This window comes from Brenneria rubrifaciens (assembly GCF_005484945.1).
GTDB lineage: Bacteria > Pseudomonadota > Gammaproteobacteria > Enterobacterales > Enterobacteriaceae > Brenneria > Brenneria rubrifaciens.
This window is the reverse complement of sequence record NZ_CP034035.1, coordinates 2,417,449-2,444,223: the sequence shown is the minus strand read 5'-3', so window position 1 is coordinate 2,444,223 and position 26,775 is coordinate 2,417,449. Positions and strand designations below refer to the sequence as shown.

Below are 26,775 nucleotides of genomic sequence, written 5' to 3'. Positions count from 1 at the left end.
ATATTCGCTATGTCTCCACTCCTTCAGGCCGCTCTCCGCTCGCGCAGCGGCAAATTCAGGTTTCGTCGCCGGGGCCTAATTTTCTGTACGTTGCTGCTCGCCGCGCTGACCGTGTGGAGTGTGTTCATCGGCACGCGTCCCATCCCGGCGCATGTGACCTGGCAGGCGCTGGTGGCGTTCGACGCCAGCGACAGCGAACATCTGCTGGTACGCTACCTGAGAATCCCGCGAACCTTGCTGGCGATAGTGGTGGGAGCCGCGTTGGGCGTCTCCGGGGCCATCATGCAGGCGCTGACCCGTAATCCGCTTGCCGATCCCGGCATTCTCGGTGTAAATGCCGGGGCGATGGTGGCGATTGTTGCGGCTATCGCTTTTTTGGGGATTTCCGATGTCGCCGGGTATATGTGGTTTGGGCTCTTTGGCGCCGGACTGGTCGGTGGGAGCGTGTACTTGCTGGGCGGCGGCTGGCGGGGAATCAATCCGGTGCGGTTGGTGCTGGCGGGCGCCGCGCTGACCGTCGTGCTGTTGGCACTGGCACAGTTGATTACCGTGAATAGCGAGGATGAAGTGTTCAATCAGTTCCGGCACTGGGTCGTCGGCTCCTTGCAGGGACGCGGTTATCCGGTACTGGCGCCGGTATCCATTGTCGTTGCGGCAGGGTTGCTGGCGTCGCTTACCCTGGCGAAATCGCTGGATATGATGGCGCTCGGCAACGATTTGGGACAGTCTCTCGGTATTAATGCGGTCTGGGTATGGCTGCTGTCGGCGCTGACTATTATCGCTCTGGCGGGCGCTGCGACAGCGGCGGCCGGGCCGATCAGCTTTGTCGGGCTGACCGCGCCGCATTTCGCCCGCGTTGTCGCCGGAGCGGACCACCGCTGGGTTTTGCCCTGGTCGATGCTGATTTCCGCGATCCTGATGGTGGCGGCCGATATTTCCGGCCGACTGATAGGCTATCCGGGGGAAATCAGCGTTGGCATTATGGTGGCGCTGATTGGTGGACCGGTGTTTGTGGTTCTGGTTAAACAATGGAAAATCATACAGCTATGAACGCCAGACATGACGCAGGCAGAACGACTGGCGCAGTCTGGCGCAGCGGACGTGTGTCGCTGCTGGTCTATCCCCGGGAACTGGCAGTGTGCGCAGGGCTGCTGGCGTTGCTGGTATTGCTGGCCGCGTTTGCTATGACGGCGGGGCGGATCGATATCAGCGTCGCACAGATTCTGCATGCGATCTTCGGCAATGGCGATGGCGGCCCCGGCGATCGTATTATCCGTAATATTCGCCTACCGCGCACACTGACCGCTATCTTCGTCGGCGCGGCGCTAGGCATTTCCGGGGCGATTTTCCAGTCCGTTTCTCGTAATGCGCTCGGTTCTCCCGATATTATCGGCTGCACCACCGGTGCGGCGACCGGCGCGCTGATTCAGATTATCCTGTTCGATCCCGCGCCGATGGCCGTCGCCTTTGCCGCGGTAACGGGTGGTATCGCGGCCTCGCTGCTGGTCTATTTGCTGTCGGTGAAAGCGGGCACGGTCAGGGGATATCGCCTGATCCTGACCGGCATCGGCATCGGCTCGGTGCTCAGTGCGTTGAATGGCTTCCTGCTGGTGAAAGGGGATCTGGACAATGCGATAATGGCGAATCTATGGCTCGCGGGCACCGTGCAATCTCGTACCTGGATGCATCTGATCCCGGTAATGATTGGCGTGGCCGTGCTGCTGCCTGCGATCCTGCTGTCCGCCAGAAAGCTCACCATGATGGAGATGGGGGATGATATGGCCTGCCTGCTGGGTATCCGCGTGGAACGCGTTCGCCTAATGATGATCCTGTGTGCGGTCATTCTGGCGGCGTTGGCCACCGGCGCCACCGGCCCCATCGCGTTTGTTGCCCTGGCCGCGCCGCAACTGGTGGCGCGTTTAACCCGGTCGCGGACGCTGCCCGTGATCGGCGCCGCGTTGATGGGCGCCAGTCTGCTTTTGCTGGCCGACTTGATCACGCTGCTGCTTCCTCTGACCGTCGCCATGCCTGTTGGACGCATGACCGGCATTCTTGGGGGCGTTTATCTGCTTTGGCTGTTGAACCGCATGCGACGCTTCTGAGTACGATCTCGTCTTGACGCGAGCCCACTGTCGACAGAGAGCGTGACGGTCAGCCAAGATAGAGGACGGGGTTGTGGATGATGATTCTGTTAATGCGTGAAACGCATTGTTAATCCGTCTGAATGAAGAGTGAATTCGCCATGAAACCGCAATTGCACGCCGAGAACCTCACGCTGGGATACGATCGTCATATCATCGCCGAGAAACTGAGCGTAGACATCCCGGCAAATCAGTTCAGCGTCATTATCGGTCCCAACGCCTGCGGCAAATCGACCCTGCTGCGCGCGCTATGCCGTCTGCTGAAACCGCAGAGCGGAGAAGTTTTGCTCGACGGCAAGAATATTCACCAGATCCCCACCAAAGCGTTGGCGCGTCTGTTGGGATTGCTGCCGCAGCACGCTATCGCGCCGGATAACATCAGCGTATTCGACTTGGTGGCGCGGGGGCGCTATCCGCACCAGAGTCTGTTGCGGCAATGGAGTCGGCAAGACCAGCAGATTGTGGAGCAGGCGATGAAGGCAACCAACGTTGACGCGCTGGCGGATCGCAGCGTGGATTCGCTGTCCGGCGGACAGCGCCAGCGGGTATGGATCGCCATGGTGCTGGCCCAGCAAACGCCGCTGCTGCTGCTGGATGAACCCACCACCTGGCTGGACATCGCCCATCAAATCGAATTGCTGGACCTGTTCCGCGAATTAAACCGCTATCATGATCGCACCCTGGTGGCGGTGCTGCACGATCTTAACCAGGCATGCCGCTACGCCGATCACCTGATCGTCATGCAAGACGGCAACGTGATGGCGGCTGGCAAGCCTGCCGATGTCGTCAATACCGGGCTGATAGGACAGGTGTTCGGCATGAACTGCGTAATTATCGACGATCCGGTATCCCATACGCCGTTGATCGTACCCTGCGGGCGTTATCACACCACATCTGAAATGGCCTCGGCAATAAGATAGGCTCAACGTAATTTGTTGTATAATCATACTTTTTAATGCTGGCCTTATCAGAATAACAGCCTGACCGGGAGACTAGGACTTTAGAAAATTTCGTTATCTGCAAGATGAACGGATTGGAATGATTTGAATGCTAACTAATTAGTAATGCAATCAATGCTAAGGGTTAATAAAAAAACACCCATCATTCTGCATATATAGGCCATGAGAATCGGCGACTTTGCAGGGTTTGGATGTTGGCTTGAGACTGCGAGTTTGCGCGTTGGGAAGGGGCATATGGGGGTCACTCCGTTATCGAAGCGGAAAGACCCCAAATCTGACCACCGCTTTTTCCCGAGGCGGAGGGAAAACCAGAAACGCATCGGGAAGGTTTTTCACGCTAACTTGTTGAATCGATATACAAGTAGGGGCTCGCCAGGATGCATGAAAACAGGGAAATGGCTCTCTGACTGGGATCGCCTTTGCTTTTAAGAGGCTAAATGGTAAGGGCATTTCTGTCATGACCACCAGAACGACGACCAATAGTCTCTGGTTACATAATACTGGTTCAAGCGCTCCCGCTGCATGTTACGATTGCGCCCCCTGCAAGGGAGATGGGAACCATCGGCGTTGAGTCGACGGACAAGCCGGCGCAAGCGCTGGTCGCTTATTGACAGGAAATTACGTTTCTTGATGCGCCGGTATCCGGCACCAAGGCGCCTGCTGAAAATGCCCAGATTTTGCTCCTTGCCAGTGGCGACAGAGAACGGGCCGCAAATGCGGAACCGGTGTTCGCCGCAATCGGCAAGGGTACGCTTTGGCTGGGCGAGGCCGGTAGGGGATCGCGCATGAAACGTGTGGTAATACCTGGCTGATTCTGTTGATGCAAGGGCTATCGGAAAGCTTGTTATTGGTCGACCAATTCGGCTTTTCAGAAGATGACTTGTGGTCCGTTCTGGACGGAGGGCCGCTTGCCGTGCCTTATGCTAACGCGAAAATGGAGATGATTAAATCTGGAAATTATGCGCCGCAGATGCAGTTGAACTGGGCGCTTAAAGACGCCCGGCTGGCGCTCTCATCCGTATCCGGCGGTCAGACTCTGACTTGCCTGCGGAAAGCGGCATCGCTATGACGCCAGGCGGTTGATGCCGGCTATGGCGCGGACGAGTTGTCCGTGGTCTATCATTTTCAGCATCAACAAAAACAGTCAAACGGATGTTGCCCGCTATCGTTCGGTCGATCGCGGGCGGCAATATTACTGAACAGCGATGTCGACATGAGCAATAAGGCGGCCGCTTTCCAGTTTAAGGCAATGATCGGCCAGGTGGAAAAAACGATCGTCATGAGTGATTGCCAATACGGCTTTACCACGCACTGCTAACTCAGGCAGAAGCTCCTGATAAAATACTCGTTTAAAGAGCGGATCCTGATCGGCCGCCCATTCATCGAATAGATAAAACGGTCGGTCTTCCAAATAGGCCACGACCAGCGCGAGGCGTTTGCGCTGCCCCTGCGACAGGTCGCGGGTGGAAAAATAGCCATTCTCAATTTTTACCTTGTGATCCAGATGCAGTTTGGCGAGGAGCGCATTCGCGCGGGCATCCAATGTAGAACCGGCGTCATTCAGGCCAATCAGCGATTCAAACAGATGAAAGTCTGAGAAGATGGCGGAGAAAAGTTGTCGATAGTTCGCCCGATTGCCGTCGGTGATCCCGTGACCGTCGACGGTAATGGTTCCCTTCTCCGGCGTATATAGCCCGATCAGCAATTTGGCCAGCGTCGTTTTACCACAGCCATTGCCGCCGATCAGAAAGGTGATTTCTCCTCGCTTAAGCGTCATGTCAATGGGGCCGAGCTGAAATACGCCATCCTCTTTCTCACGGTAATAGCTGTGGGTCACGCCTGACAAACGGAGCGTTGCGGCTTCACCGAATTCGCTGGCCGAAATCGCTTTATCGATATTCTCCCGCTCGTCGAGTTCGGAAAGTATTGCGCCAATCCGCCTGAGCGAGACGCGAGCCGAATTTAGCGTGGGTATGCTGTTGAGCAAACCTTCCAAAGGCATCAGCATAAAAAGGAACACGATCACGTAGCCAGCCAGTTTTGTTGATTCGAGACCGGGTATCACCGTCGGTGAGAAGATGACCAGTCCCAGGAATGCATAAAATAAAAACAAGATCCAGCCGACGCCGAAAGCGTAAACACCGAAAGCGCGAGTGCGGTTTTTGCGTACGGCTTCAATTTCACGACCGAGCGATTGGTTGAGGAACGTATGAGCGCGGGAAACGTGCAGTTTCAGTTCTTTGGCGCCGGAGAATAGCGCATTGAAATGGGAGAACAAGCGATCTTGTGCCTGACCTGCCGCTCTAAGCGAGGCGATCGCCGTAGAGCCGCCGAAGCTGTAACCGAGCGAGCCGATAATCACCACCGCTAGCGCCAGAAAGAAGATGGGCAACGACAGCCAGGCAAGGTATCCCAGACAGCCGAGGACGATCGAACCCTGCATCACGATATTGGGTAGCGTGAAAAATAGCATGGATACGCTGGTTGAATCATCGGTGATGATCGACTGCGCGCGGGATGCGCCCAGCGTTTCAATCTGGCGAAAAGGCGCACGGGCGACGCGATCCGAAATGAGCTTGCGCATTTGGGCCATGGTTCCCTGGCTCAGTTTGGCGAAAATGACGCCGCTGAGTATGCGGCAGACAATGGCGACGACAATCAATACACTAAAGTAGCAGGCGAGCGGGGCGTAGTTTTCTTTGTCGGTAAGCAACGCTTTGTTGATTACTGTAATCAGTAAGACGCTGGAAATCCCATTGACGACGCTGGCGAAAGTGGCAATGGCAAGTACCCCGCGCGAACCACGCAAGAGTGAAAGTAAAAGCCGCGAGGCTGGATTTTTAGCAATTGAATTACTCATGTAATGTCCATCCGTGATGATGTAAGCAGCGGTAAAAACAGCGATTTTTTCAATGCAGGGTAATCGCGCGGATGATTACCCTGTCGGATCGTCCAACCGTTATGTCATATCGCCAAATCAGAACGCCTGCATAATGAAGGCGCAAACGCCAGCCCGTAAGGGCTGGTAAAGTGGCGGCAGCGGCGTAACTCACCTCACAAGGGACAGATTTACCCGCAGCCAAGCGGCCAACTTTTCGACCTGCGGAGCGGACAACATCGTCATGTGATTGCCTGGCATGAGCAGCATCTCAAATTGAGCGGCATGCGAGCGCCATTGCTTTTCATTGGTTTCTCTCTCAACGGCGTCCCCCTCTTTGGCGCTGATCAAATGGACTAGCCCCTCATAGCGCGCGCGCGGCGTATACACCGTGTTGAGATTTGCCTGCATGACCTGAACGATGCCCAACAGCACCGATGTCGTCATCTGGGGCGAGAAAATACCCGCGCTCACCAAAGCGCCATGCAACTTCTTAATCTGCTCATCCGGCGTCATCTCGTCGAAATCAGAACGTGTCAGGGCCAAGGGGTGAGTCAGTAGCATGTTGTAGATAGCGATTAACTTCAGCAGCGTCTCGATACGATCGATAGACTTCGGCGGGCAGTTCTGTGCGTCGGGCGCATCGGTATCGACCAGTATCAGATTGGCGACCGATTCACCCCGCGCCTGCAACTGCAAGGCGATTTCAAACGCTATCCATCCGCCGAAAGAATGGCCTAAGAGGTGATACGGTCCATAAGGCTGCGTTTGGCGGATCGCCTCAAGGTAGGTTCGGGCCGCGCCTTCGACGCTGACATAAGGCGGCAGACCGCTTTCTGTCAGACCTCGCGCTTGCAGAGCGTTCAAGGGCTGTTGAGTCGGCAATGATAGCGCCAGCTCAATAAAACTGGATGCGTTGGCGCCGGCGCCAGGAATACATAGCAGCGGCGGTGTCCCTGGGGTGCCGTTTTGGATAACGATATTCGGGGTATAGTTGCCGGATAAGAGATACTCGCTAAACGAATCGACTACCTGATTCAGCAAGGGCGACTGCATGATCGTATAGTGCGTTCCGCCTACAGGATGAATCACGGAATCCTTGCCGACAGTGCCTTGCCAGCCGCGCCACGGATCGTCGCTGACCGATAAATCACCCGCGGTATAAAGATGAATCGCCAGGGGTGATGCCGGGGGGATATGATCTCGAACACATTGCAAAATGGTTTTCCTGGAGGATATTCGCAGCAGAATGTCCTCTTTGGTCACCCCGGCTGGTAGCCATCCCCGACTTTGGCAAAACGCGACGGCGAAGTTTAACTTTTTGATCTTACATAGTTTATCCAACTCCTCTTCATCGGTTATTTTCAAAGAGTTACGTAGATATTTAATAATCGTGGTAATACTTTCTCGCTCATCATTTACCGGCGCAACGCGCGGTTTATTTTCCGTATCGCGATTGATCCCACTAAAGTTGTAGGAATCGATCATGCCAAGGAAATCAACGTATTCACCGCTGTCAATCAACTGGATTGCGATTTCATAGGCTAGGGTGCCCCCCATTGACCACCCGGCGAGACGATAGGGGCCGTGAGCCTGAATGCGGCGAATGGCCTGAATGTGATAATCGGCCAGTTCCTCAATAGACGTCGGCGGATTATCCGCCGTATGGATGCCAAGCGCGTGCAGTCCGTAGACCGGTAGCGACGATGGCAGCAAGGCGGCTAGCTGCGAATAAACTACCGGATCGCCTGTTGTTTCGTGTACCAGGAACAATGGCGGCAGATCTCCGTCAGGACTCAATGGCACAGGGTTTTCAGCGATGGGGAAACTGGGTTTGATGATGTCGTCATTAATCTCCAGCGCGAGATCGCATAGCGTTGGATGAGCGAATAAGGTGGACAACGCTAGCTCTATACCTTGTTGGCGCATGGCGTTTAACAATTTCACGGCTAACAGCGAATGCCCGCCAATTTCAAAAAAGCGATCATGACGCCCCACTCGCGTCAGCCCCAGTATATCTTGCCAGATTTGTGCCAACGCGGTTTCCACCTCGCCCTGCGGCGCGTCATAACTGCGGCTGACCACCGCCGTCTGGTCGGGGGCGGGCAGCGCCTTGCGGTCGAGCTTGCCGTTCGGGGTGAGCGGGAAGGCGTCGAGGGTGACAAAGGCGCTCGGCACCATATACTCGGCCAGAGACTCGTTAAGCTGCCGGCGCAGGTCGGCGGGGAGTAATTTAGCGCCGGCCTGCGGGCAGAGATAAGCCACCAGCCGGGTATCGCCGGGGTTTTCTTCGCGGGCGACCACCACCGCTTCCTGTACGCCGGGGCACTGCGTCAGCCGGGCTTCGATTTCACCGGGTTCAATACGGAAACCGCGCACTTTGACCTGGAAGTCGTTACGTCCCAGATACTCAATATTGCCGTCGGGCAGCCAGCGGCCGAGGTCGCCGGTCTTGTAGAGGCGGGCGTCAGACGCCGTTGAGAACGGGTCGGGGATAAAGCGTTCGGCGGTCAGTTCGGGGCGGTGGAGGTAGCCGCGCGCCACGCCGACGCCGCCGATATGGATTTCTCCCGCCACGCCGAGCGGGGCAAGCTGCCCTTGCGCATCCAGAATATAGATTTTGGTGTTGGCGAGCGGTTTACCGATGACCGGCAGCGGGTGTGCATGGTCGATGACGCAGGCGGTGGCATCGACGGTACATTCGGTGGGGCCGTAAACGTTGATAAAGCGGGTGGCGGTGAGCGTGGCCAGGCTTGACCAGGTGTGCGGCGGGATGGCCTCTCCGCCGATTAATACCCCAGCGGGCTGGTAGGCCGGGTCGGCGCCGAGACCGGCATTGAGCAGCCAGTGCAACTGCACGGGGGTGCAGTCGAACCAATCGACGGCGTGACGGGAAAAGTAGCGCCAGAGCTGTTGCGCATCGGCGCGGAGGGCTTCAGGGATAATGACCAGCGTGTGTCCCGACAGCAGTTGGAGCCAGTTTTTAACCGAGGCATCGAACACGATACTGGCGTTGAGGGCGATGCGGCTGGGCCGTTCGAGTGCCAGCAGCGGCTGTAGTGCGCAGGCGAGGTTGAGCACGTTGCGGTGGGCGACCATGACGCCTTTGGGTTTGCCGGTGGAGCCGGAGGTGTAGATGACATAGGCCAGATGGCGTGAGTTCAGCCCCAGCGTCCGGGCATCGGGATTACTCTCCGCATAGGCGGCGGACGCCGGGGTATCCAGCAGCAGAATAGGCCGGGTATCGTCGAATGTTTCCCGCTGTGCGGTCTGGGTAAGCAGGGCGACGGGTTGGGCGTCGTCGAGCATATAGCGCAGGCGTTCGGCGGGGTAAGCGGGATCGAGCGGTAGATAGGCGGCGCCGGCTTTGAGAATGGCGAGCAAACCGACCATCATGTCCAGTCCGCGCTCGACGCAGATGGCGATGCGGTCGTCAGGCCGGACGCCCAGCGAGATCAGATGATGCGCCAGTTGGTTGGCCCGGCGATTGAGTTCGTCATAGGTAAGCGCGTTGTCCCCGAACAGCACGGCGATGGCGTCAGGGGTGCGCGCCGCCTGTGCTTCAAACTGTGGGTGGATCAACGTCTGTTGCGAGAAGTCGACGTCGGTGGCGTTAAAGTCCCCCAGCAGTTGCCGGCGCTCGTTGTCCGGGATTATCGGCAGGCTTAGCGCTGCCTGATGAGGCGCGTCCTCCAAAGCCGCGATCAGGTTACTTATCGCGGTGAGCATATAGTGCATCAGACGAGCAGGATCAATCTCTGCATCGCTTCGGGCGGTGAGACGGAAGCTTTCCCCCAGATCGTCCACCGACAGCGAGAGTGGATAGTTGGTGCGTTCTTCTACGGCTAACAAGCGCATACCGTATCCCCCGGCATCCCCATCGCTTGAATCAGACCTGCTATGCCGGTAGTTAAGCAGCGCGCTGAACAGCGGTATGGGCGGCTCGATGCTGCTACAGCGCTGGGCCAGCGCCAGCGGGGCTTGTTCATGCTCCAACAGCGCCATCAAGTTGCGGTAGGTATCCGGAACAAGATCCAGTACGCTGCGGTCATGGAGGGAAATTCGTACCGGTAATGTATTGATAAAAAACCCCATTACTCGATCAGCCCCGGAGACGCCATGAAAACGCCCGGACAGCACCGAACCGAAGACCACATCATCACGACCGCTGGTGTGCGCCAGCACCAGCGCGTATGCCGCGTGGAACAGTACGCCCGGACTGACGTTCAGACGACTGGCCTGAGCGCGTATCGCCGAAGCCAGTGTCGTATCCAGCTTCAGGCGTGATTCGAGCACATTGTCGCCATTGCCCTGTACGTTCAGTAAACCAAAGGGAGCGGTAGGGGCATCCACATCCGCCAACTGGGTGTGGAAGTAGGCCTCATGAGCCTCGGTCGGCGCACTGCGTATCCGGGCAATAAAGTTTCGATAAGGCGGCGGAACGGGCAACGCATCGGTACGTTTCTGCAACAGCAATCGGATCTCCTCGGTAATAAGCACCAGCGTTATGTGGTCGCTGACCAGATGATGAAGGCGCAGCGCCAACAGCCACTCATCGTGATCCGGGTCGTAGGCGATATCGGCGGCTAATAGCGGCGCCTGACGCAGGTCGATCCGATGTCGACGCGGGTCGATATGCGCCCGTAGCTGAGCCGGAACAGCGTCTTCCCCACTCGGTATGAACGTGTTCACCGACAGCGTTGCGTGCCGCCAAACCACCTGCACGGGCTGGCTAAGCGCCTGCCAGCAGATGGCGGTACGCAGGATATCGTGACGATCAATGACTTGTTGCAGCGCGTCTAGAAAGGCGTTCAGCCGTTCCCTGCTATCAAAGGCGCTGAGGGCGGTAAGCAGATAAGTGTCGCCTCGCGCCTGCAACAGATGGTGGAACAAGATCCCTTCCTGTAATGGGGCGAGCGGATAGATATCCTGCACATTAGCGGCGCCGCCGGATACGGTATCGACGAGGGTATCGATCTCCGCCTGGGTGAGCGTCACCAGCGTCAGCAGATCCGGGGTAATGGCGCTACACCCCTTGGGAATGCGATTGGGCGGTATGACGAAAGCCGGCTTATCCTGATGATCCTGTATCGCCGCCGCCATCTCATGGAGCACCGGCGTGGAGAAAATGCCGCGTACATCAAGCGTCCAGCCCCGGTCATTCAGCCGTTCAATCAGGCTGACCGCCATCAGCGAATGGCCGCCGAGTTCGAAAAAATTGTCGTGGCGGCCGACGCGCGTGACGCCCAACAGATCTTGCCAGATCTCAGCCAACGCGCTTTCCACCTCGCCCTGCGGCGCGTCATAACCCCGGCTGACCACCGCCGTCTGGTCGGGGGCGGGCAGCGCCTTGCGGTCGAGCTTGCCGTTCGGGGTGAGCGGGAAGGCGTCGAGGGTGACAAAGGCGCTCGGCACCATGTACTCGGCCAGATGTTGGCTGAGCTGTCGGCGCAGGTCGGCGGGCGTCGGTTGGGCGTCGGAGCGGGCGCGAAAATAGGCCACCAGTCGTTTCTCTCCCGGGGTATCTTCACGGGCGACCACCACCGCTTCCAGGATACCCGGACACTGCGCCAGCCGGGCTTCGATTTCGCCAAGTTCGATACGGAAACCGCGCACTTTGACCTGGAAGTCGTTACGCCCCAGATACTCAATATTGCCGTCGGGCAGCCAGCGGCCGAGGTCGCCGGTCTTGTACAGCCGAGCGCCGGGTGAGCTTGAAAACGGGTCGGGAATAAAGCGCTCGGCGGTCAGCTCGGGGCGGTGGAGGTAGCCGCGCGCCACGCCGACGCCGCCGATATGGATCTCCCCCGCCACGCCGAGCGGGGCAAGCTGGCCCTGTGTATCGAGAATATAAATCCGGGTGTTGGCAATCGGGCGGCCGATGGGCGGGATCTGCTCATCCTGTGCATCACAGAAGTAGACGGTGGCGCAGATGGTGCCTTCCGTCGGGCCATAGGCGTTGATCACCCGGCGTCCGGCGGCCCAGCGTTTGACCAGCGCCGGCGGGCAGGCTTCGCCTGCCAGAGCCAGGGTCTTCAGGTCGGGCAATTCCGCATTGGGGTCCAGCGCGCCGGCCGCCACCGGCGGCAAGGTCACATGGGTGATGGCCTGGGTTTGCAAGGTGTTGAGCAGGGCGGGACCGGGCAACAGGGCGTCACGGGCCGCCAGCACCAGGCACGCTCCCTGAGTGAGCGCGGCGGCCACTTCAAAGAAGCAGGCGTCAAAGCTGAAAGAGGCGAATTGCAACAGGCGGCAAGCGGGCGTCACGTGCAGGATGTCAGCCTGCGCGCGGGCCAGATTGCACAGGCCGCGATGTTCAATCATCACGCCTTTGGGCTTGCCGGTGGAGCCGGAGGTGTAGATAACGTAGGCCAGATGGCGTGGCGTCACCCCCAGCGCCCGGGCATCGGGATTGCTGTCCGGGGTTTTCTCACCGACGGTGTGCGGATTGTCGAGAATGACGGTAGGCAGAGTGACGCCCAATCGGTCCACCAGCGCGGACTGGGTAAGCAGGGCGACGGGTTGGGCATCGTCGAGCATAGCGGCAAGGCGCTCGGCGGGGTAGCCGGGGTCGAGCGGGACATAGGCGGCGCCGGCCTTGAGGATACCGAGCAGAGCGACGACCATCTCCAGACTGCGTTCGACGCAGAGGGCGACGCGGTCATCGGGCCGGACGCCGAGCGTCAGCAGATGGTGGGCGAGGCGATTGGCGCGGCGGTTGAGTTCGGCATAGGTGAGAACGTGCGCTTCAAACGCCACGGCGATGGCGTCGGGGGTGCGTTCAGCCTGTAGTTCGAATAACTGATGGATCAGGGCATGCTGCGGGAAGTCGGCGTCGGTGGCGTTGAACTCCACCAGTAGTTGCCGGCGCTCAGCCGGCGGCAGAACCGACAGTGAGAGAATAGAGCGCTGTGGTTCCGTTTCCAATGCGCCGACCAGACCGTCGATCGCCGTCAGCAGATAGTGTGCTATTCGCGCGGGATCAATTTCCGCGGTGGTTTGAACAAGTAGGCTGACGTCGTCTCCCTTATCATCCACTGAAAGGGTAAACGGATAGTTGGTACGTACATTCTCTGCCAGCATACGCATGCCGTCCCACGTTGTGACATATTGGCTTTTCGGCGTATGGCGATAGTTGAGCAAGGCGCTGAACAGCGGCATCGGCGACGCCACGCCGCTGCAACGCTGGGCCAGCGCCAGTGGCGTCTGCTCGTGTTCAAGTAGCGTAGTCAGGCCGCGATAGGTGGCTTGTACGACGTCGAGTACGCTGCGGCCCGCCAGGGGAACGCGCAGCGGCAGGGTGTTGATAAACATCCCCATCACCCGATCGGCGCCGGCAGAGCCCTGTAGACGACCAAGCAGCACGGAGCCGAAAACCACGTCATCACGACGGCTGGTGTGCGCCAATACTTGCGCCCAGGCAACATGGAACAGTACGCCGGGGCTAATCCCCAACTGTCGGGACTGATGGTATATCGCGCTGGATAACGAGAGCGGAAGCGGTACGCGGATCACGGCTATGTTTTCGCCCTTGCCCTGTATATCAAGCAGATCAAAAGGAAGGGTCGGCGCATCAACATCGGCCAACTGGTCGCGGAAATAGGCTTCATGTTCCGCAACGGGTACGCTCAGCGTCTGGGCGATAAAGTTACGGTACGGCAGGGGAACCGGTAACGCATCGGCGCGGTTTTTCAACAATAAGTCAATTTCGCCGATGATAAGCGCCAACGTCATATGGTCGCAGACCAGATGGTGCAAGCCCAGCGCCAGCAGCCATTCGTCGTGTACCGGATCGCGGGCGATGTCGGCGGAGAGCAGCGGTGCCTGATTCAGATTAAGACGCCGGGTGCGCGGATCGGTATGCGTCTGCAACTGACGCGTAACATCGTTCGGCGATGCGGGAACAAAGGTGTTGATCGGCAGGACGGCCCGACGCCAGACCACCTGTACCGGTTGGCTCAGTCCCTGCCAGCAAACGGCGGTACGCAGAATATCGTGACGGTCAATGATCTGTTGCAGCGCATCCAGAAAGGCGTCAAGGCGCTCGCGGGTCTGAAAAGCGATTAAATGGTATAGCAGATAGGTATCGCCTTGCGCCTGAGAGCGATAATGGAACAGCATCCCCTCCTGCAACGGAGAAAGCGGGTAGATATCCTGCACATTGGCGGCGCCGCCGGATACGGTATCGACAACGGTATCGATCTCCGCCTGGGTGAGTGTCACCAGCGACAGCAGATCCGGGGTAATGGCGGTACAACCTTCGGGAATACGGTTGGGCGGGACGACGAAGGCCGCTTCACCCTGACGGTCGTGTATCGTCGTCGCCATCTCATGAAGTACCGGGGTGGTGAAAATACTACGGACATCAAGCGTCAGGCCCCGGTTGCGCAGTCGTTCAATCAGGCTGACCGCCATCAGCGAATGGCCGCCGAGTTCGAAAAAGTGGTCGTGGCGGCCGACGCGCGTGACGCCCAGCAGATCTTGCCAGATATCGGCCAGCGCGGTTTCCACCTCGCCCTGCGGCGCTTCATAGCCTCGGCTGACCACCGCCGTCTGGTCGGGGACAGGCAGCGCCTTGCGGTCGAGCTTGCCGTTCGGGGTGAGTGGGAAGGCGTCAAGGATGACAAAGGCGCTCGGCACCATATACTCGGCCAGATGTTGGCTGAGTTGCCGGCGCAGGTCGGCGGGGTCTAGTACGGCGTCGGCCTGCGGGCAGAGGTAGGCCACCAGCCGGGTGTCGCCGGGGCTGTCTTCGCGGGCGACCACCACCGCTTCCTGTACGCCGGGGCACTGCGTCAGCCGGGCTTCGATTTCGCCGAGTTCGATACGGAAGCCGCGCAGCTTGACCTGGAAGTCATTACGGCCGAGGTATTCGATGCTGCCGTCGGGCAGCCAGCGGCCGAGGTCGCCGGTCTTGTAGAGGCGGGCGTCAGACGCCGTTGAGAACGGGTCGGGGATAAAGCGCTCGGCGGTCAGTTCGGGGCGGTTGAGATAACCGCGCGCCACGCCGACGCCGGCGATATGGATTTCCCCGGCCACGCCAAGCGGCGCAGGCTGGCCCTGCGTATCCAGAATATAGATTCGGGTGTTGGCGATGGGACGGCCGATGGGCACAAAGCTGCGCGTATCGTCGCGGCGGCAGGCCCAGTAGGTGACGTCGATAGCGGCCTCGGTGGGGCCATACAGGTTGTGCAATTCGGCGTTGAAGCGGGCAAAGAAACGCTGTTGCAGGTCAGATGGCAGGGCCTCGCCGCTACAGATGACGCGTTTAAGCGAGTCGCAGGGAGAATCGGCCCATTGCACGAACTGTTGCAGCATGGAAGGCACAAAGTGAAGGGTGGTGATGCCGGCGTCCTCAATCAGTTGAGTGAGATAGCCGGAATCCTTGTGGCCGTCGGGACGGGCCATCACCAGACGGGCGCCGTAGAGCAGCGGCCAGAAGAACTCCCAGACGGAGACGTCGAAACTGAACGGCGTTTTTTGCAGCACGCGGTCGTCGGGGGTGAGGTGATAGGCATGCTGCATCCAGACCAGACGGTTGCAGAGACCGCGATGATGGTTCATCACGCCTTTGGGCTTGCCGGTGGAGCCGGAGGTGTAGATAACGTAGGCCAGATTAGCGGCGCTCAGCCCCAGCGCCCGCGGGTCTGGGTTGCTGTCTTGACAGGCGTCGAAATCCCCGGTATCCAGCAGGACCACGGGAACGGTATCGGTGTGGACGGCCGTCTGTGCGGACTGGGTAAGCAGGGCGACGGGTTGGGCATCGTCGAGCATAGCGGCAAGGCGCTCGGCGGGGTAGCCGGGGTCGAGCGGGACATAGGCGGCGCCGGCCTTGAGGATACCGAGCAGAGCGACGACCATCTCCGGGCAGCGTTCGACGCAGAGGGCGACGCGGTCATCGGGCCGGACGCCGAGAGAAACCAAATAATGCGCCAACTGATTGGCGCGGCGATTGAGTTCGGCATAGGTGAGAACGTGCGCTTCAAACGCCACGGCGATGGCGTCGGGGGTGCGTTCAGCCTGTAGTTCGAACAGTTGATGGATCAGGGCATGCTGCGGGAAGTCGGCGTCGGTGGCGTTGAACTCCACCAGTACCTGCCGACGCTCGGTGTCCGGCAATACCGATATCGTCATGATAGGACGTTGGGGTTCGACTGCCAGTGCCTCGACCAGACCATAAATGGCGGTTTCCAGATAGTGAGCCACTCGGCCGGGGTCGAGGGTGGCGACGGTTTGAGCCACCAGACTGAAGCCCTGCCCCAGATCGTCCACTGACAGGGTGAGCGGATAATTGGTGCGCTCGTCTGCGGCGAGTCGGCGCATGCCATTCCAGACTGGGTTGTCAGTCATTTTGGGTTGGCTATGGCGATAATTAAACAATGTACTGAACAGCGGTATAGGGGGGATGACGCCGCTGCACCGCTGAGCCAGCGTCAGCGGCGCCTGTTCGTGGGCCAGCAGCGCCGTCAGATCGCGGTAGGTGGCCTGCACGACGTCCAGTACGCTACGGTCTCTAAGGGAAATCCGTACCGGCAGGGTGTTGATAAACATCCCCATCACCTGGTCAGCCCCGACGACGCCCTGCAAACGCCCGGACAGCACCGAGCCGAAAACCACATCATCGCGACCGCAGGTGTGCGCCAGCACCTGCGCCCAGGCAACATGGAACAGTACGCTCGGACTGATACCGAACTGACGAGCCTGATGGCGGGTGGCTTTAGCTAACGCCGTATCCAATGAAAGACGTACTTCGTTAACAGGCTGATTGCCCTCTTGCGTTTTTAGCAGACCGAATGGGGCGGTGGGCGCGTCAATATCGGCAAGTCGCGTGCGAAAATAGTCTTCATGTTCCGAAGCCGGCATGCTCAGGATCTGGGCAATAAAGTTACGGTAAGGCAGTGGGACGGGCAGTGCCTCCGCGCTATCCTGTAACAATAGCGTGATTTCGGCAATGATGAGATCCAGCGTCACATGGTCGCCGACCAGGTGGTGGAAACCGAGAGCCAATACCCACTCGTTAGCGGCTGGATCGAAGGTGATATCGGCAGAGAGCAACGGGGCTTGATTCAGATTAAGACGGCGCTGACGCGGGTCGGTGTGCGCCTGTAATTGAGCCGATATATTCTCCTGCGAGGCGGCCTTAAAGATATTCACCGGCAGCGGCGCATGGCGCCAAACCACTTGTACCGGTTGGTTAAGTCCCTGCCAGCAGACAGCGGTACGTAAAATATCGTGGCGGTTGATAACTTGCTGTAGCGCCTCCAGAAACGCATCAAGACGGTTGCGGTTCTCGAAGGCCAGCAAATAATTGAGCAGATAAGTATCCCCTTGCTCCTGCATGCGGTGGTGAAACAGAATGCCTTCCTGTAATGGAGAAAGCGGGTAGATATCCTGCACATTGGCGCCGCCGCCGGGTACGGTATCCATCATCGCATCGATCTCCGTCTGGGTAAGCGTCACCAGCGGCAGCATATCCGGGGTAATGGCGGTACAACCTGCGGGGATGCGGTTGGGCGGCACAGCGAAAACCGTCGACGTCTGGGTTTCCTGTATCGTCAGCGCCATTTCGCTGAGTATCGGCGCGGCGAAAACGTTACGTACATCAAGCCTGAACCCGAGCTTGCGTAATTGTTCGATCAGACTAACGATCATCAGCGAATGGCCGCCCAGCTCAAAGAAATGATCGTGACGGCCGACGCGCGCCAGCCCCAGAAGATCTTGCCAGATCCCGGCCAGCGCGGTTTCCACCTGGTTCTGCAGGGCTTCATAACTCCGGGTAACCACCGCCGTCTGATCTGGCGCCGGCAGCGCCTTACGGTCGATCTTGCCGTTCGGGGTAACCGGAAAGCTTGCCAATGTCACAAATGCCGCCGGGAGCATATACTCGGCCAGATGCCGGCTAAGCTGCCGGCGCAGGTCGGCGGGAATCAATTCAACGCCGGGCTGGGGTTGGAGATAGGCCACCAGCCGTTTCTCTCCCGGCGTATCTTCGCGGGCAATCACTACCGCCTCCCGGATACCCGGACACTGCGCCAGCCGGGTTTCGATTTCGCCAAGTTCGATACGGAAGCCGCGCACTTTGACCTGAAAATCGTTACGCCCCAGATACTCAATATTACCGTCGGGCAGCCAGCGACCGAGGTCGCCGGTTTTATAGAGTCGGGCGTCGGGACAGTCGGTGAACGGGTCGGGGATAAAACGTCCGGCGGTCAGTTCAGGGCGGTTGAGGTAGCCGCGCGCCACGCCGGCGCCGCCGATATGGATCTCGCCGGCGACGCCGAGGGGGACAGGTTGTCCTTGGGCGTCAAGGATGTAGATCCGAGTATTCGCAATCGGACGGCCGATGGGCGGGATCTGTTCATTCTGCGCATCACAGACATAGAGCGTGGCGCAGACAGTGCCTTCCGTCGGGCCATAGGCGTTGATCATCCGGCGTCCGGCGGCCCAGCGTTTGACCAGCGCCGGCGGGCAGGCTTCGCCCGCCAGAACCAGGGTCTTCAGGTCGGGCAATTCCGCATTGGGGTCCAGCGCGCCGGCCGCCACCGGCGGGAGGGTCACATGAGTGATAGCCTGCGCTTGCAGCGTGTTAAGCAGGGCATCGCCGGGCAATAGCGCCTCACGGGACGCCAGGACAAGGCAGGCGCCTTGACACAGCGCTGTCGTCACTTCAGACAGACAGGCGTCAAAACTGAAAGAGGCAAACTGCAACAGGCGGCTATTCGCCGTGATGCGGAATGCGTCAATCTGCGCATAGGCCAGATTGCACAGGCTATGGTGTTCGATCATCACGCCTTTAGGTCGGCCGGTCGATCCGGAGGTATAAATCACGTACGCCAGATGGCGTGGCGTTAATCCTAAACGCCGACCGTCAGGATTATTGTCCGGTAGGTCGCCGAAGAGCGTGGACCTTGGTTCATCCAGCAACACGGCGGGCAGATTGCTGTTCAGCGCATCCAGCAGGGGAGCTTGAGTGAGCAAGGCCACCGGTGCGGCGTCGTCGAGCATGTAGGCCAAACGTTCGGCTGGGTAAGCGGGGTCAAGCGGCACATAGGCCGCGCCCGCCTTAAGGATGCCCAGCAAACCGACGATCATCTCCAGACCGCGCTCCACACAGATGGCGATACGATCGTCGGGCCGTACCCCCAGCGAAATTAAATGATGCGCCAGTCGGTTGGCTCGGCGGTTAAGTTCGTCATAGGTGAGCGAGCGCTCCTCGAACAGCGCGGCGATGGCGTCAGGGGTGCGTTCAACCTGATTTTCGAATAACTGATGAATCAAGGCATGTTGCGGAAAGTCGGCGTCGGTGGCGTTGAAATCGACCAGCAGTTGCCGGCGCTCGGCGTCCGGCAGCATCGGTAGGGAGGCGAGAGGCCGCGTCACATTCGTCGCCATTGCCGTCAGGACATTTCTGAGGTAGCCGGCCAGACGGACGATGGTTTGCCTATCGAATAGATCGGTTGCATATTCCAGCCCGCCTTTCAGACCTGATTCAGTTTCAGTGAGTGACAGCGTCAGATCAAAATGGGCGCTGTGCCCTGTCTGTTTAATGGCGGAAAGTTCGAGGCCTGGAAGCGTCAGGGTTTGCGCCGGGGTGTTATTCAGCGACAGCATGACCTGAAAGATCGGGCTATAACTGAGACTGCGCACAGGTTGTAGCGCTTCCACCACCTGTTCAAAAGGCAAATCCTGATGCGCATAGGCCGCCAGCGCCCGTTCGCGCACCTGAGCAAGCAGGTCGGCTACAGTCTTGCACTGTCCGGGTTCAATACGTAAAGCCAGCGTATTGACGAAGAAACCCACGATGCCTTCGAGCTCGCTGCGTGTGCGGTTGGCGACCGGCGTACCAACAACGATATCGTCTTGACCGCTAAGACGAGAGAGGACCAGCGTCCAGGCGGCGAGCAGCGTCATAAACAGGGTGGTTCCCTGTTGCTGACCCAGTGCGCGGAGAGCGGTTAATTCTGTGCTATCGATATGTATCGGCACCAGGCTACCCACGTAACGTTGCACCGACGGACGTGGCCGGTCAGAGGGCAGCCTCAGCAGCGCCGGTGCGCCTTGTAGCTGGTTATGCCAGAAGTCGTGCAGGCTGGCGAGCGTCTCTCCCCTAAGCCAATTACGCTGCCAGACGGCATAGTCGGCGTACTGGATGGGCAGCGGGGGTAAATGTGCATTTTCTCCATTAATAGCGGCGCGGTAGAGCGCCGCGAGTTCGCGTACCAGGATGCCGAGGGACCAGCCATCGGAGATGATGTGGTGTTGGGTGAGCAGCAATATATGCTCCTCGTCGCTGAGTTGCAGCAACTGTCCGCGAACAAGCGGGTCTTGCGTCAAATCGAACGGGTCGCGCGCCTCGTGCGCGGTGAGTTCGGCCACGCGTTGGGGACAGGCGGCGGCGTCAAGCGAACGCAAATCGAGACAGGACAAACTGAAGCCGGTGCTGTCGGGGGAAATCTGCTGGCAGGGCTGTCCGTCGACCAGCGTAAAGTGAGTACGCAGGCTTTCGTGGCGTGCGACCAGACTATCGAGAGCCGCGGTGAGCGCCGATTTATTAAGCTGACCGACAAGCCGCAACGCCGCGGGGAGATGATAGGCTTGACTGGCCACTGGGTCGAGATGCCCGATAAACCACAGCCTCTGTTGGGCAAAAGAGAGCGGAAGCGGCGTGTTTCGCTCGGCTACCGGGATGCGGGATGGCTCGGTAAACGACGCGCGCGTTAGCACCGAAGCCAGATCGCACAGCGTTGGATGAGAGAATAAAGCTGCGAGCGTCGCGTCCATACCTTGCACTCGCAGGTGATTGATTAATTGTACGGCCATCAGCGAATGACCGCCGAGTTCGAAAAAGTGGTCGTGGCGGCCGACGCGCGCTAACCCCAGCAGGTCTTGCCAGATCTCAGCCAACGCGCTTTCCACCTCGCCCTGCGGCGCTTCATAGTCTCGGGTAACCACCGCCGTCTGGTCTGGCGCCGGCAGCGCCTTGCGGTCGAGCTTGCCGTTCGGGGTGAGCGGGAAGGCGTCGAGGGTGACAAAGGCGCTCGGCACCATATACTCGGCCAGAGACTCGTTAAGCTGCCGGCGCAGGTCGGCGGGGAGTAATTTAGCGCCGGCCTGCGGGCAGAGATAAGCCACCAGCCGGGTATCGCCGGGGTTTTCTTCGCGGGCGACCACCACCGCTTCCTGTACGCCGGGGCACTGCGTCAGCCGGGCTTCGATTTCACCGGGTTCAATACGGAAACCGCGCACTTTGACCTGGAAGTCGTTACGCCCCAGATACTCAATATTGCCGTCGGGCAGCCAGCGGCCGAGGTCGCCGGTCTTGTAGAGGCGGGCGTCAGACGCCGTTGAGAACGGGTCGGGGATAAAGCGTTCGGCGGTCAGTTCGGGGCGGTGGAGGTAGCCGCGCGCCACGCCGACGCCGCCGATATGGATTTCTCCCGCCACGCCGAGCGGGGCAAGCTGCCCTTGCGCATCCAGAATATAGATTTTGGTGTTGGCGAGCGGTTTACCGATGACCGGCAGCGGGTGTGCATGGTCGATGACGCAGGCGGTGGCATCGACGGTACATTCGGTGGGGCCGTAAACGTTGATAAAGCGGGTGGCGGTGAGCGTGGCCAAACTTGACCAGGTGTGCGGCGGGATGGCCTCTCCGCCGATTAATACCCCAGCGGGCTGGTAGGCCGGGTCGGCGCCGAGACCGGCATTGAGCAGCCAGTGCAACTGCACGGGGGTGCAGTCGAACCAATCGACGGCGTGACGGGAAAAGTAGCGCCAGAGCTGTTGCGCATCGGCGCGGAGGGCTTCAGGGACAATGACCAGCGTGTGTCCCGACAGCAGTTGGAGCCAGTTTTGGACTGAGGCATCGAACACGATGCTGGCGTTAAGGGCGATGCGGCTGGGCCGTTCGAGTGCCAGCAGCGGCTGTAGTGCGCAGGCGAGGTTGAGCACGTTGCGGTGGGCGACCATGACGCCTTTGGGTTTGCCGGTGGAGCCGGAGGTATAGATAACATAGGCCAGATGGTGTGAGCTCAGCCCCAGCGCCCGGGCATCGGGATTACTCTCCGCATAGGCGGCGGACGCCGGGGTATCCAGCAGCAGAATGGGCCGGGTATCGTCGAATGTTTCCCGCCGCGCGGTCTGGGTAAGCAGGGCGACGGGTTGGGCGTCGTCGAGCATAGAGGCAAGGCGTTCGGCGGGGTAAGCGGGATCGAGCGGCAGATAGGCGGCGCCGGCTTTGAGAATGGCGAGCAAACCGACCATCATATCCAGTCCGCGCTCGACGCAGATGGCGATGCGGTCGTCGGGCCGGACGCCCAGCGAGATCAGATGATGCGCCAGTTGGTTGGCGCGGCGATTGAGTTCGTCATAGGTAAGCGCGTTGTCCCCGAACAGCACGGCGATGGCGTCAGGGGTGCGCGCCGCCTGTGCTTCAAACTGTGGGTGGATCAACGTCTGTTGCGGGAAGTCGACGTCGGTGGCGTTAAAGTCCCCCAGCAGTTGCCGGCGCTCGTTGTCCGGCAGCATTGTCAGCGATGTAATAGGTTGGGTTATCTCGGTGGTCATTGCCGTAAGGACATTTTTGAGGTAATCGATAACGCGGACAATGGTTTCATGATCGAACAGGTCGATCGCATAATTGATCTTGCCCGCCAGTCCCGCATCGGTCTCGGTGAGCGCCAACGTCAGATCAAAATGAGTGCTGTGCTGCGGTTTCTCAATGCTGGATAGTTCGAGGCCGGGCAGCGTCAATCGCTGTGCCGGCGTATTATTCAGCGACAGCATGACCTGAAAGATCGGGTTGTAGCCAAGGCTGCGAACGGGTTGCACTGCCTCCACCACCTGCTCGAAAGGCAGATCCTGATGTGCATAGGCCGCCAACGCCCGTTCACGCACTTGAGCAAGCAGGTCGGCTACGGTCTTGCACTGACCGGGTTCAATACGTAAAGCCAACGTATTGACGAAGAAACCCACGACGCCTTCGAGCTCGCTGCGAGTGCGGTTGGCGACCGGCGTACCGACAACGATATCGTCCTGACCGCTAAGGCGGGAGAGGACGAGAGTCCAGCCGGCAAGCAGCGTCATAAACAGGGTGGTGTTGTGCTGTTGGCCGAGTGTCTTGAGTGCATTGAGTTCGCCTGGGGTAAGGTGGAACAGCGCCTGGCTGCCCGCATAGCGTTGTGCCGAAGGTCGGGGGCGATCAGTGGGCAGCGTCAGTAGCGCCGGCGCATCCTGTAGGTGTTTTCGCCAGAAATCGCGTTGTTCGGCGAGTTTGTCTTCTTTGAGCCAGTTGCGCTGCCAGACGGCATAATCGGCATATTGGATGGGTAGCGCGGGCCAATGCGCGCTACTGCCATTGAGAACCGCACGGTAGAACGCCGCGAGTTCGCGTACCAGGATGCCGAGGGACCAGCCATCGGAAATGATATGGTGCTGAGTGAACAGCAATACATGCTCATCATCGCTGAGTTGCAGCAACTGGCCGCGAATAAGCGGGCCGCGCATAAGGTCGAAAGGCTCACGCGCCTCGCGTTCGGTTAGCTCGGCCACACGCTGTGCGCGAGCGGCGGCGTCCAGTGAACGCAGGTCGAGACAAGATAAGTGAAAGCCGATGCTGTCCGGCGCGATCTGCTGGCAAGGCTGTCCATTGATCAATGTAAAATGGGTGCGGAGACTTTCATGACGCTCGACCAGCCGATTAAGCGCGGCGGTGAGCGCGGGTTTATCGAGCTGACCGATAAGTCGCAGCGCCGCCGGAAGGTGATAAGCCTGACTGGCGGCAGCGTCGAGTTGTCCGATGAACCACAGGCTTTGTTGAGCAAAAGAAAGAGGGAGCGGAGCATCGCGATCCGCCCTCTTGATCGCGGGGCGTTGTTGGCTTCCACGAATTTGTAGCTGTTCTTTAACCTTTTTCTCTAAAACAGCGCGTTTTAGCGCCTCAATGTCGATGCCGGTTTTACTCATTAATCTGTTCTCCATCTAAAATCGCCATTAACTCTTCTACGGACATTGAATCGAGGTCGTTCTTGATTGATTCCGTATCGCTGTCCCACGCCGAGCGTATTTGCGTAGCGAGAATGACCTCCGCCAACGCGGATAACTCAGGGAATTGAAAAATTGAGACGACAGGCATCTCGACGAAAAATTCGGCGCGGATATGCGTGATCAATTGCATCGCCAGCAGCGAATGGCCGCCGAGTTCGAAGAAATGGTCGTGGCGGCCGACGCGCGTAATTCCCAGCAATTGCTGCCAGATCTGTGCCAGTGCGATTTCCAACTCGCCCTGCGGCGCGTCATAACCCCGGCTGACCACCGCCGTCTGGTCGGGGGCGGGCAGCGCCTTGCGGTCGAGCTTGCCGTTCGGGGTGAGCGGGAAGGCATCAAGGGTGACAAAGGCGCTCGGGATCATATACTCGGCCAGATGTTGGCTGAGTTGTCGGCGCAGGTCGGCGGGGTCTAGTACGGCGTCGGCCTGCGGGCAGAGGTAGGCCACCAGCCGGGTGTCGCCGGGGCTGTCTTCGCGGGCGACCACCACCGCTTCCTGTACGCCGGGGCACTGCGTCAGCCGGGCTTCGATTTCGCCGAGTTCGATACGGAAGCCGCGCAGCTTGACCTGGAAGTCATTACGGCCGAGGTATTCGATGCTGCCGTCGGGCAGCCAGCGGCCGAGGTCGCCGGTCTTGTAGAGGCGGGCGTCAGAGGTTGTTGAGAACGGGTCGGGGATAAAGCGCTCGGCGGTCAGTTCGGGGCGGTTGAGATAACCGCGCGCCACGCCGACGCCGCCGATATGGATTTCCCCGACCACGCCAAGCGGCGCAGGCTGGCCCTGCGTATCCAGAATATAGATTTGGGTGTTGGCAATCGGGTGACCAATATCGGGAAGAGGCCGGGTCAGACCGTTTAGCGCGGACCAGATCGTCGTTTCTGTCGGGCCGTACATATTCCACAGCGTAACGACCTGTTGGAGCAACTGCGTGGCCAGCTTTTCAGACAACGCCTCTCCGCCGCACAGCGCCTTGAAGCCGACGGGCAGGGAAAAATCAGGCAGTTGCAATAAAATACGCCAGGTTGAAGGCGTGGCCTGCATAAAGGAAACCTTATGGTGAGCAATCAATGCGGCAAGTTGCTGCGCATCGGCCGCCTGTGTCTGCGTCGCCAGAACGAGTTGCGCGCCGGATAATAACGGCAGGAATAGCTCCAGAATGGAAATATCGAAAGAGAGAGAGGTAACGCCAAGTAATACATCTTCTTGCGCCATACCCGGTTCCTTGCTCATTGAACACAGGAAGTTGACCAGATTGACGTGTTCAATCATGACGCCCTTGGGCTTGCCGGTGGAGCCGGAGGTATAAATGACATAGGCCAGATGGCGCGGCGTCAGCCCCAGCGCCCGGGCATCGGGATTGCCGTCCGGCGTCTCCTTACCGGCGGTGTACGGGGCGTCGAGTATCACGGTAGGCAGGCCGCTATCCAGCCGGGCGATCAGGGCGTGCTGAGTGAGCAGCGTGACCGGTTTGGCATCATCAAGCATGTAGCGCAGGCGCTCGGTGGGGTAGGTTGGGTCGAGGGGTATATAGGCGGCGCCGGCTTTAAGAATGCCGAGCAGACCGATAACCATCTCCAGACCGCGCGCCACACAGATCGCGATGCGATCGTCGGGGTGAACGCCAAGCATCAGCAGATGATGTGCCAACTGATTGGCGCGGCGATTGAGTTCAGCGTAACTCAGGGTCTGTTCGCCGAAGACGACCGCGATGGCGTCAGGGCTTCGCGCAGCCTGCGTTTCGAACAGTTCATGAACCAGTAAATGCTGCGGAAAGTCGGCGTCGGTGGCATTGAAATCAACCAGCACCTGCCGACGCTCGGTATCCGGCAATACCGATATCGTCATGATGGGGCGCTGTGGATTGGTATTCAGCGTGGCGATCAATCCGCTGATTGCCGTGACCAAATAGTTAGCGACTCTGGAAGCGTCGATACCTGTGAGAGCCTGAACCACCAGACCAAATTCATCACCCCGGTCGTCTACCGAAACCATGAGCGGGTAGTTGGTGCGCTCTTCCGAGGCCAGGATACGTATGCCGTCCCAGCTTTCAGCGCCGGGATCGGACAGGCTATGGCGGTAGTTGAATAATGCGCTGAACAGCGGCATGGGTTGAGCCACCCCGCTACAGCGCTGAGCCAGCGTCAGCGGCGCCTGCTCATGCTCCAGCAGGGCCGTCAGCGCATGCGAGGCGGCTTGCACGACTTCCTGCGCACTCTGCCTGCCGAGGACGATGCGCAGCGGCAGGGTATTGATAAACATCCCCATCATCCGGTCAGCCCCGGCGTTGCCCTGCAAACGCCCGGACAGCACCGAGCCGAAGACCACATCATCACAACCGCTGGTGTGCGCCAGCACCTGAGCGTAAGCAATGTGAAACAGCACGCTCGGGCTGACGCCCAGACGGCGAGTCTGATGGCGGAGGGCGTCGACGAGTGAGTCCGCTAACGACAGACGCGCTTCGGTTATGTTTTTACCCTCACCCCGCACATCAAGCAGGCCGAAAGGCGCGGTCGGGGTATCGACGTCCGCCAGCCGTTGGCGGAAATAGGCTTCATGCACCGAGAGCGGTACGTTCAGGATCTGGGCGATAAAGTTGCGGTACGGCAACGGCGTCGGTAACGCCTCTTTACGTCCTTGAACCAGCAGTCGGATCTCCTTAACAATCAGCGCCAGCGTCACATGGTCACTGACCAGATGGTGGAAACGCAGCGCCAGCAGCCACTCATCGTAAGCTGGGTTGTGGGCGATATCGGC

The 26,775-nt window shown here is 59.3% G+C and carries 6 protein-coding genes and 1 pseudogene (1 of these 7 only partly in view); 4 read left to right on the top strand and 3 right to left on the bottom strand.

Features of this window, described 5'->3' with window-relative positions:
* Nucleotides 1-9: 9 nt before the first annotated feature.
* From EH207_RS11180 to EH207_RS18620, 4 genes and pseudogenes are all read left to right on the top strand, one after another.
* On the top strand, nt 10-1,050 hold the full coding sequence (locus EH207_RS11180) for a FecCD family ABC transporter permease (protein WP_137714053.1): 1,041 nt from the start codon (nt 10-12) through the stop codon (nt 1,048-1,050).
* Nucleotides 1,047-2,102 carry a FecCD family ABC transporter permease gene (locus EH207_RS11175; protein WP_137714052.1) on the top strand — a complete coding sequence of 352 codons (1,056 nt, stop codon included), beginning with the start codon at nt 1,047-1,049 and terminating at the stop codon, nt 2,100-2,102. The genes EH207_RS11180 and EH207_RS11175 overlap by 4 nt, the downstream gene beginning before the upstream one ends.
* Before the next feature lie 140 nt (nt 2,103-2,242).
* Nucleotides 2,243-3,061: an ABC transporter ATP-binding protein gene (locus EH207_RS11170; RefSeq protein ID WP_137714051.1), complete on the top strand. Its 819-nt coding sequence runs from the start codon at nt 2,243-2,245 to the stop codon at nt 3,059-3,061.
* 587 nt (nt 3,062-3,648) lie between these two features.
* A pseudogene (locus tag EH207_RS18620) lies at nt 3,649-4,238 on the top strand (NAD(P)-dependent oxidoreductase); the annotation flags it as partial.
* A 54-nt stretch (nt 4,239-4,292) separates the two neighbouring features.
* Here EH207_RS18620 and EH207_RS11155 read toward each other — a convergent pair.
* The 3 genes from EH207_RS11155 to EH207_RS11145 form a co-directional block, all read right to left on the bottom strand.
* Entirely contained in the window at nt 4,293-5,960 is a 1,668-nt protein-coding gene (locus EH207_RS11155; RefSeq protein WP_137714049.1) for a cyclic peptide export ABC transporter, read from the bottom strand.
* Nucleotides 5,961-6,149: 189 nt separating this feature from the next.
* The gene (locus EH207_RS11150; RefSeq protein ID WP_137714048.1) at nt 6,150-23,939 is read right to left on the bottom strand and encodes a non-ribosomal peptide synthetase; all 17,790 of its coding nucleotides are present in this window, start codon (nt 23,937-23,939) and stop codon (nt 6,150-6,152) included.
* Nucleotides 23,932-26,775 carry the final stretch of a non-ribosomal peptide synthase/polyketide synthase gene (locus EH207_RS11145; RefSeq protein WP_137714047.1) on the bottom strand. The gene runs 22,947 nt beyond the window's last position, so 2,844 of the gene's 25,791 nt are visible here — the last part of the coding sequence; its start codon lies off the right edge, out of view; its stop codon occupies nt 23,932-23,934. The genes EH207_RS11150 and EH207_RS11145 overlap by 8 nt, the downstream gene beginning before the upstream one ends.

Coding starts and splice junctions, on each gene's coding strand:
- EH207_RS11180 (WP_137714053.1), top strand. CDS start 10: ATGTCTCCACTCCTTCAGGCCGCTCTCCGCTCGCGCAGCGGCAAATTC.
- EH207_RS11175 (WP_137714052.1), top strand. CDS start 1,047: ATGAACGCCAGACATGACGCAGGCAGAACGACTGGCGCAGTCTGGCGC.
- EH207_RS11170 (WP_137714051.1), top strand. CDS start 2,243: ATGAAACCGCAATTGCACGCCGAGAACCTCACGCTGGGATACGATCGT.
- EH207_RS11155 (WP_137714049.1), bottom strand. CDS start 5,960: ATGAGTAATTCAATTGCTAAAAATCCAGCCTCGCGGCTTTTACTTTCA.
- EH207_RS11150 (WP_137714048.1), bottom strand. CDS start 23,939: ATGAGTAAAACCGGCATCGACATTGAGGCGCTAAAACGCGCTGTTTTA.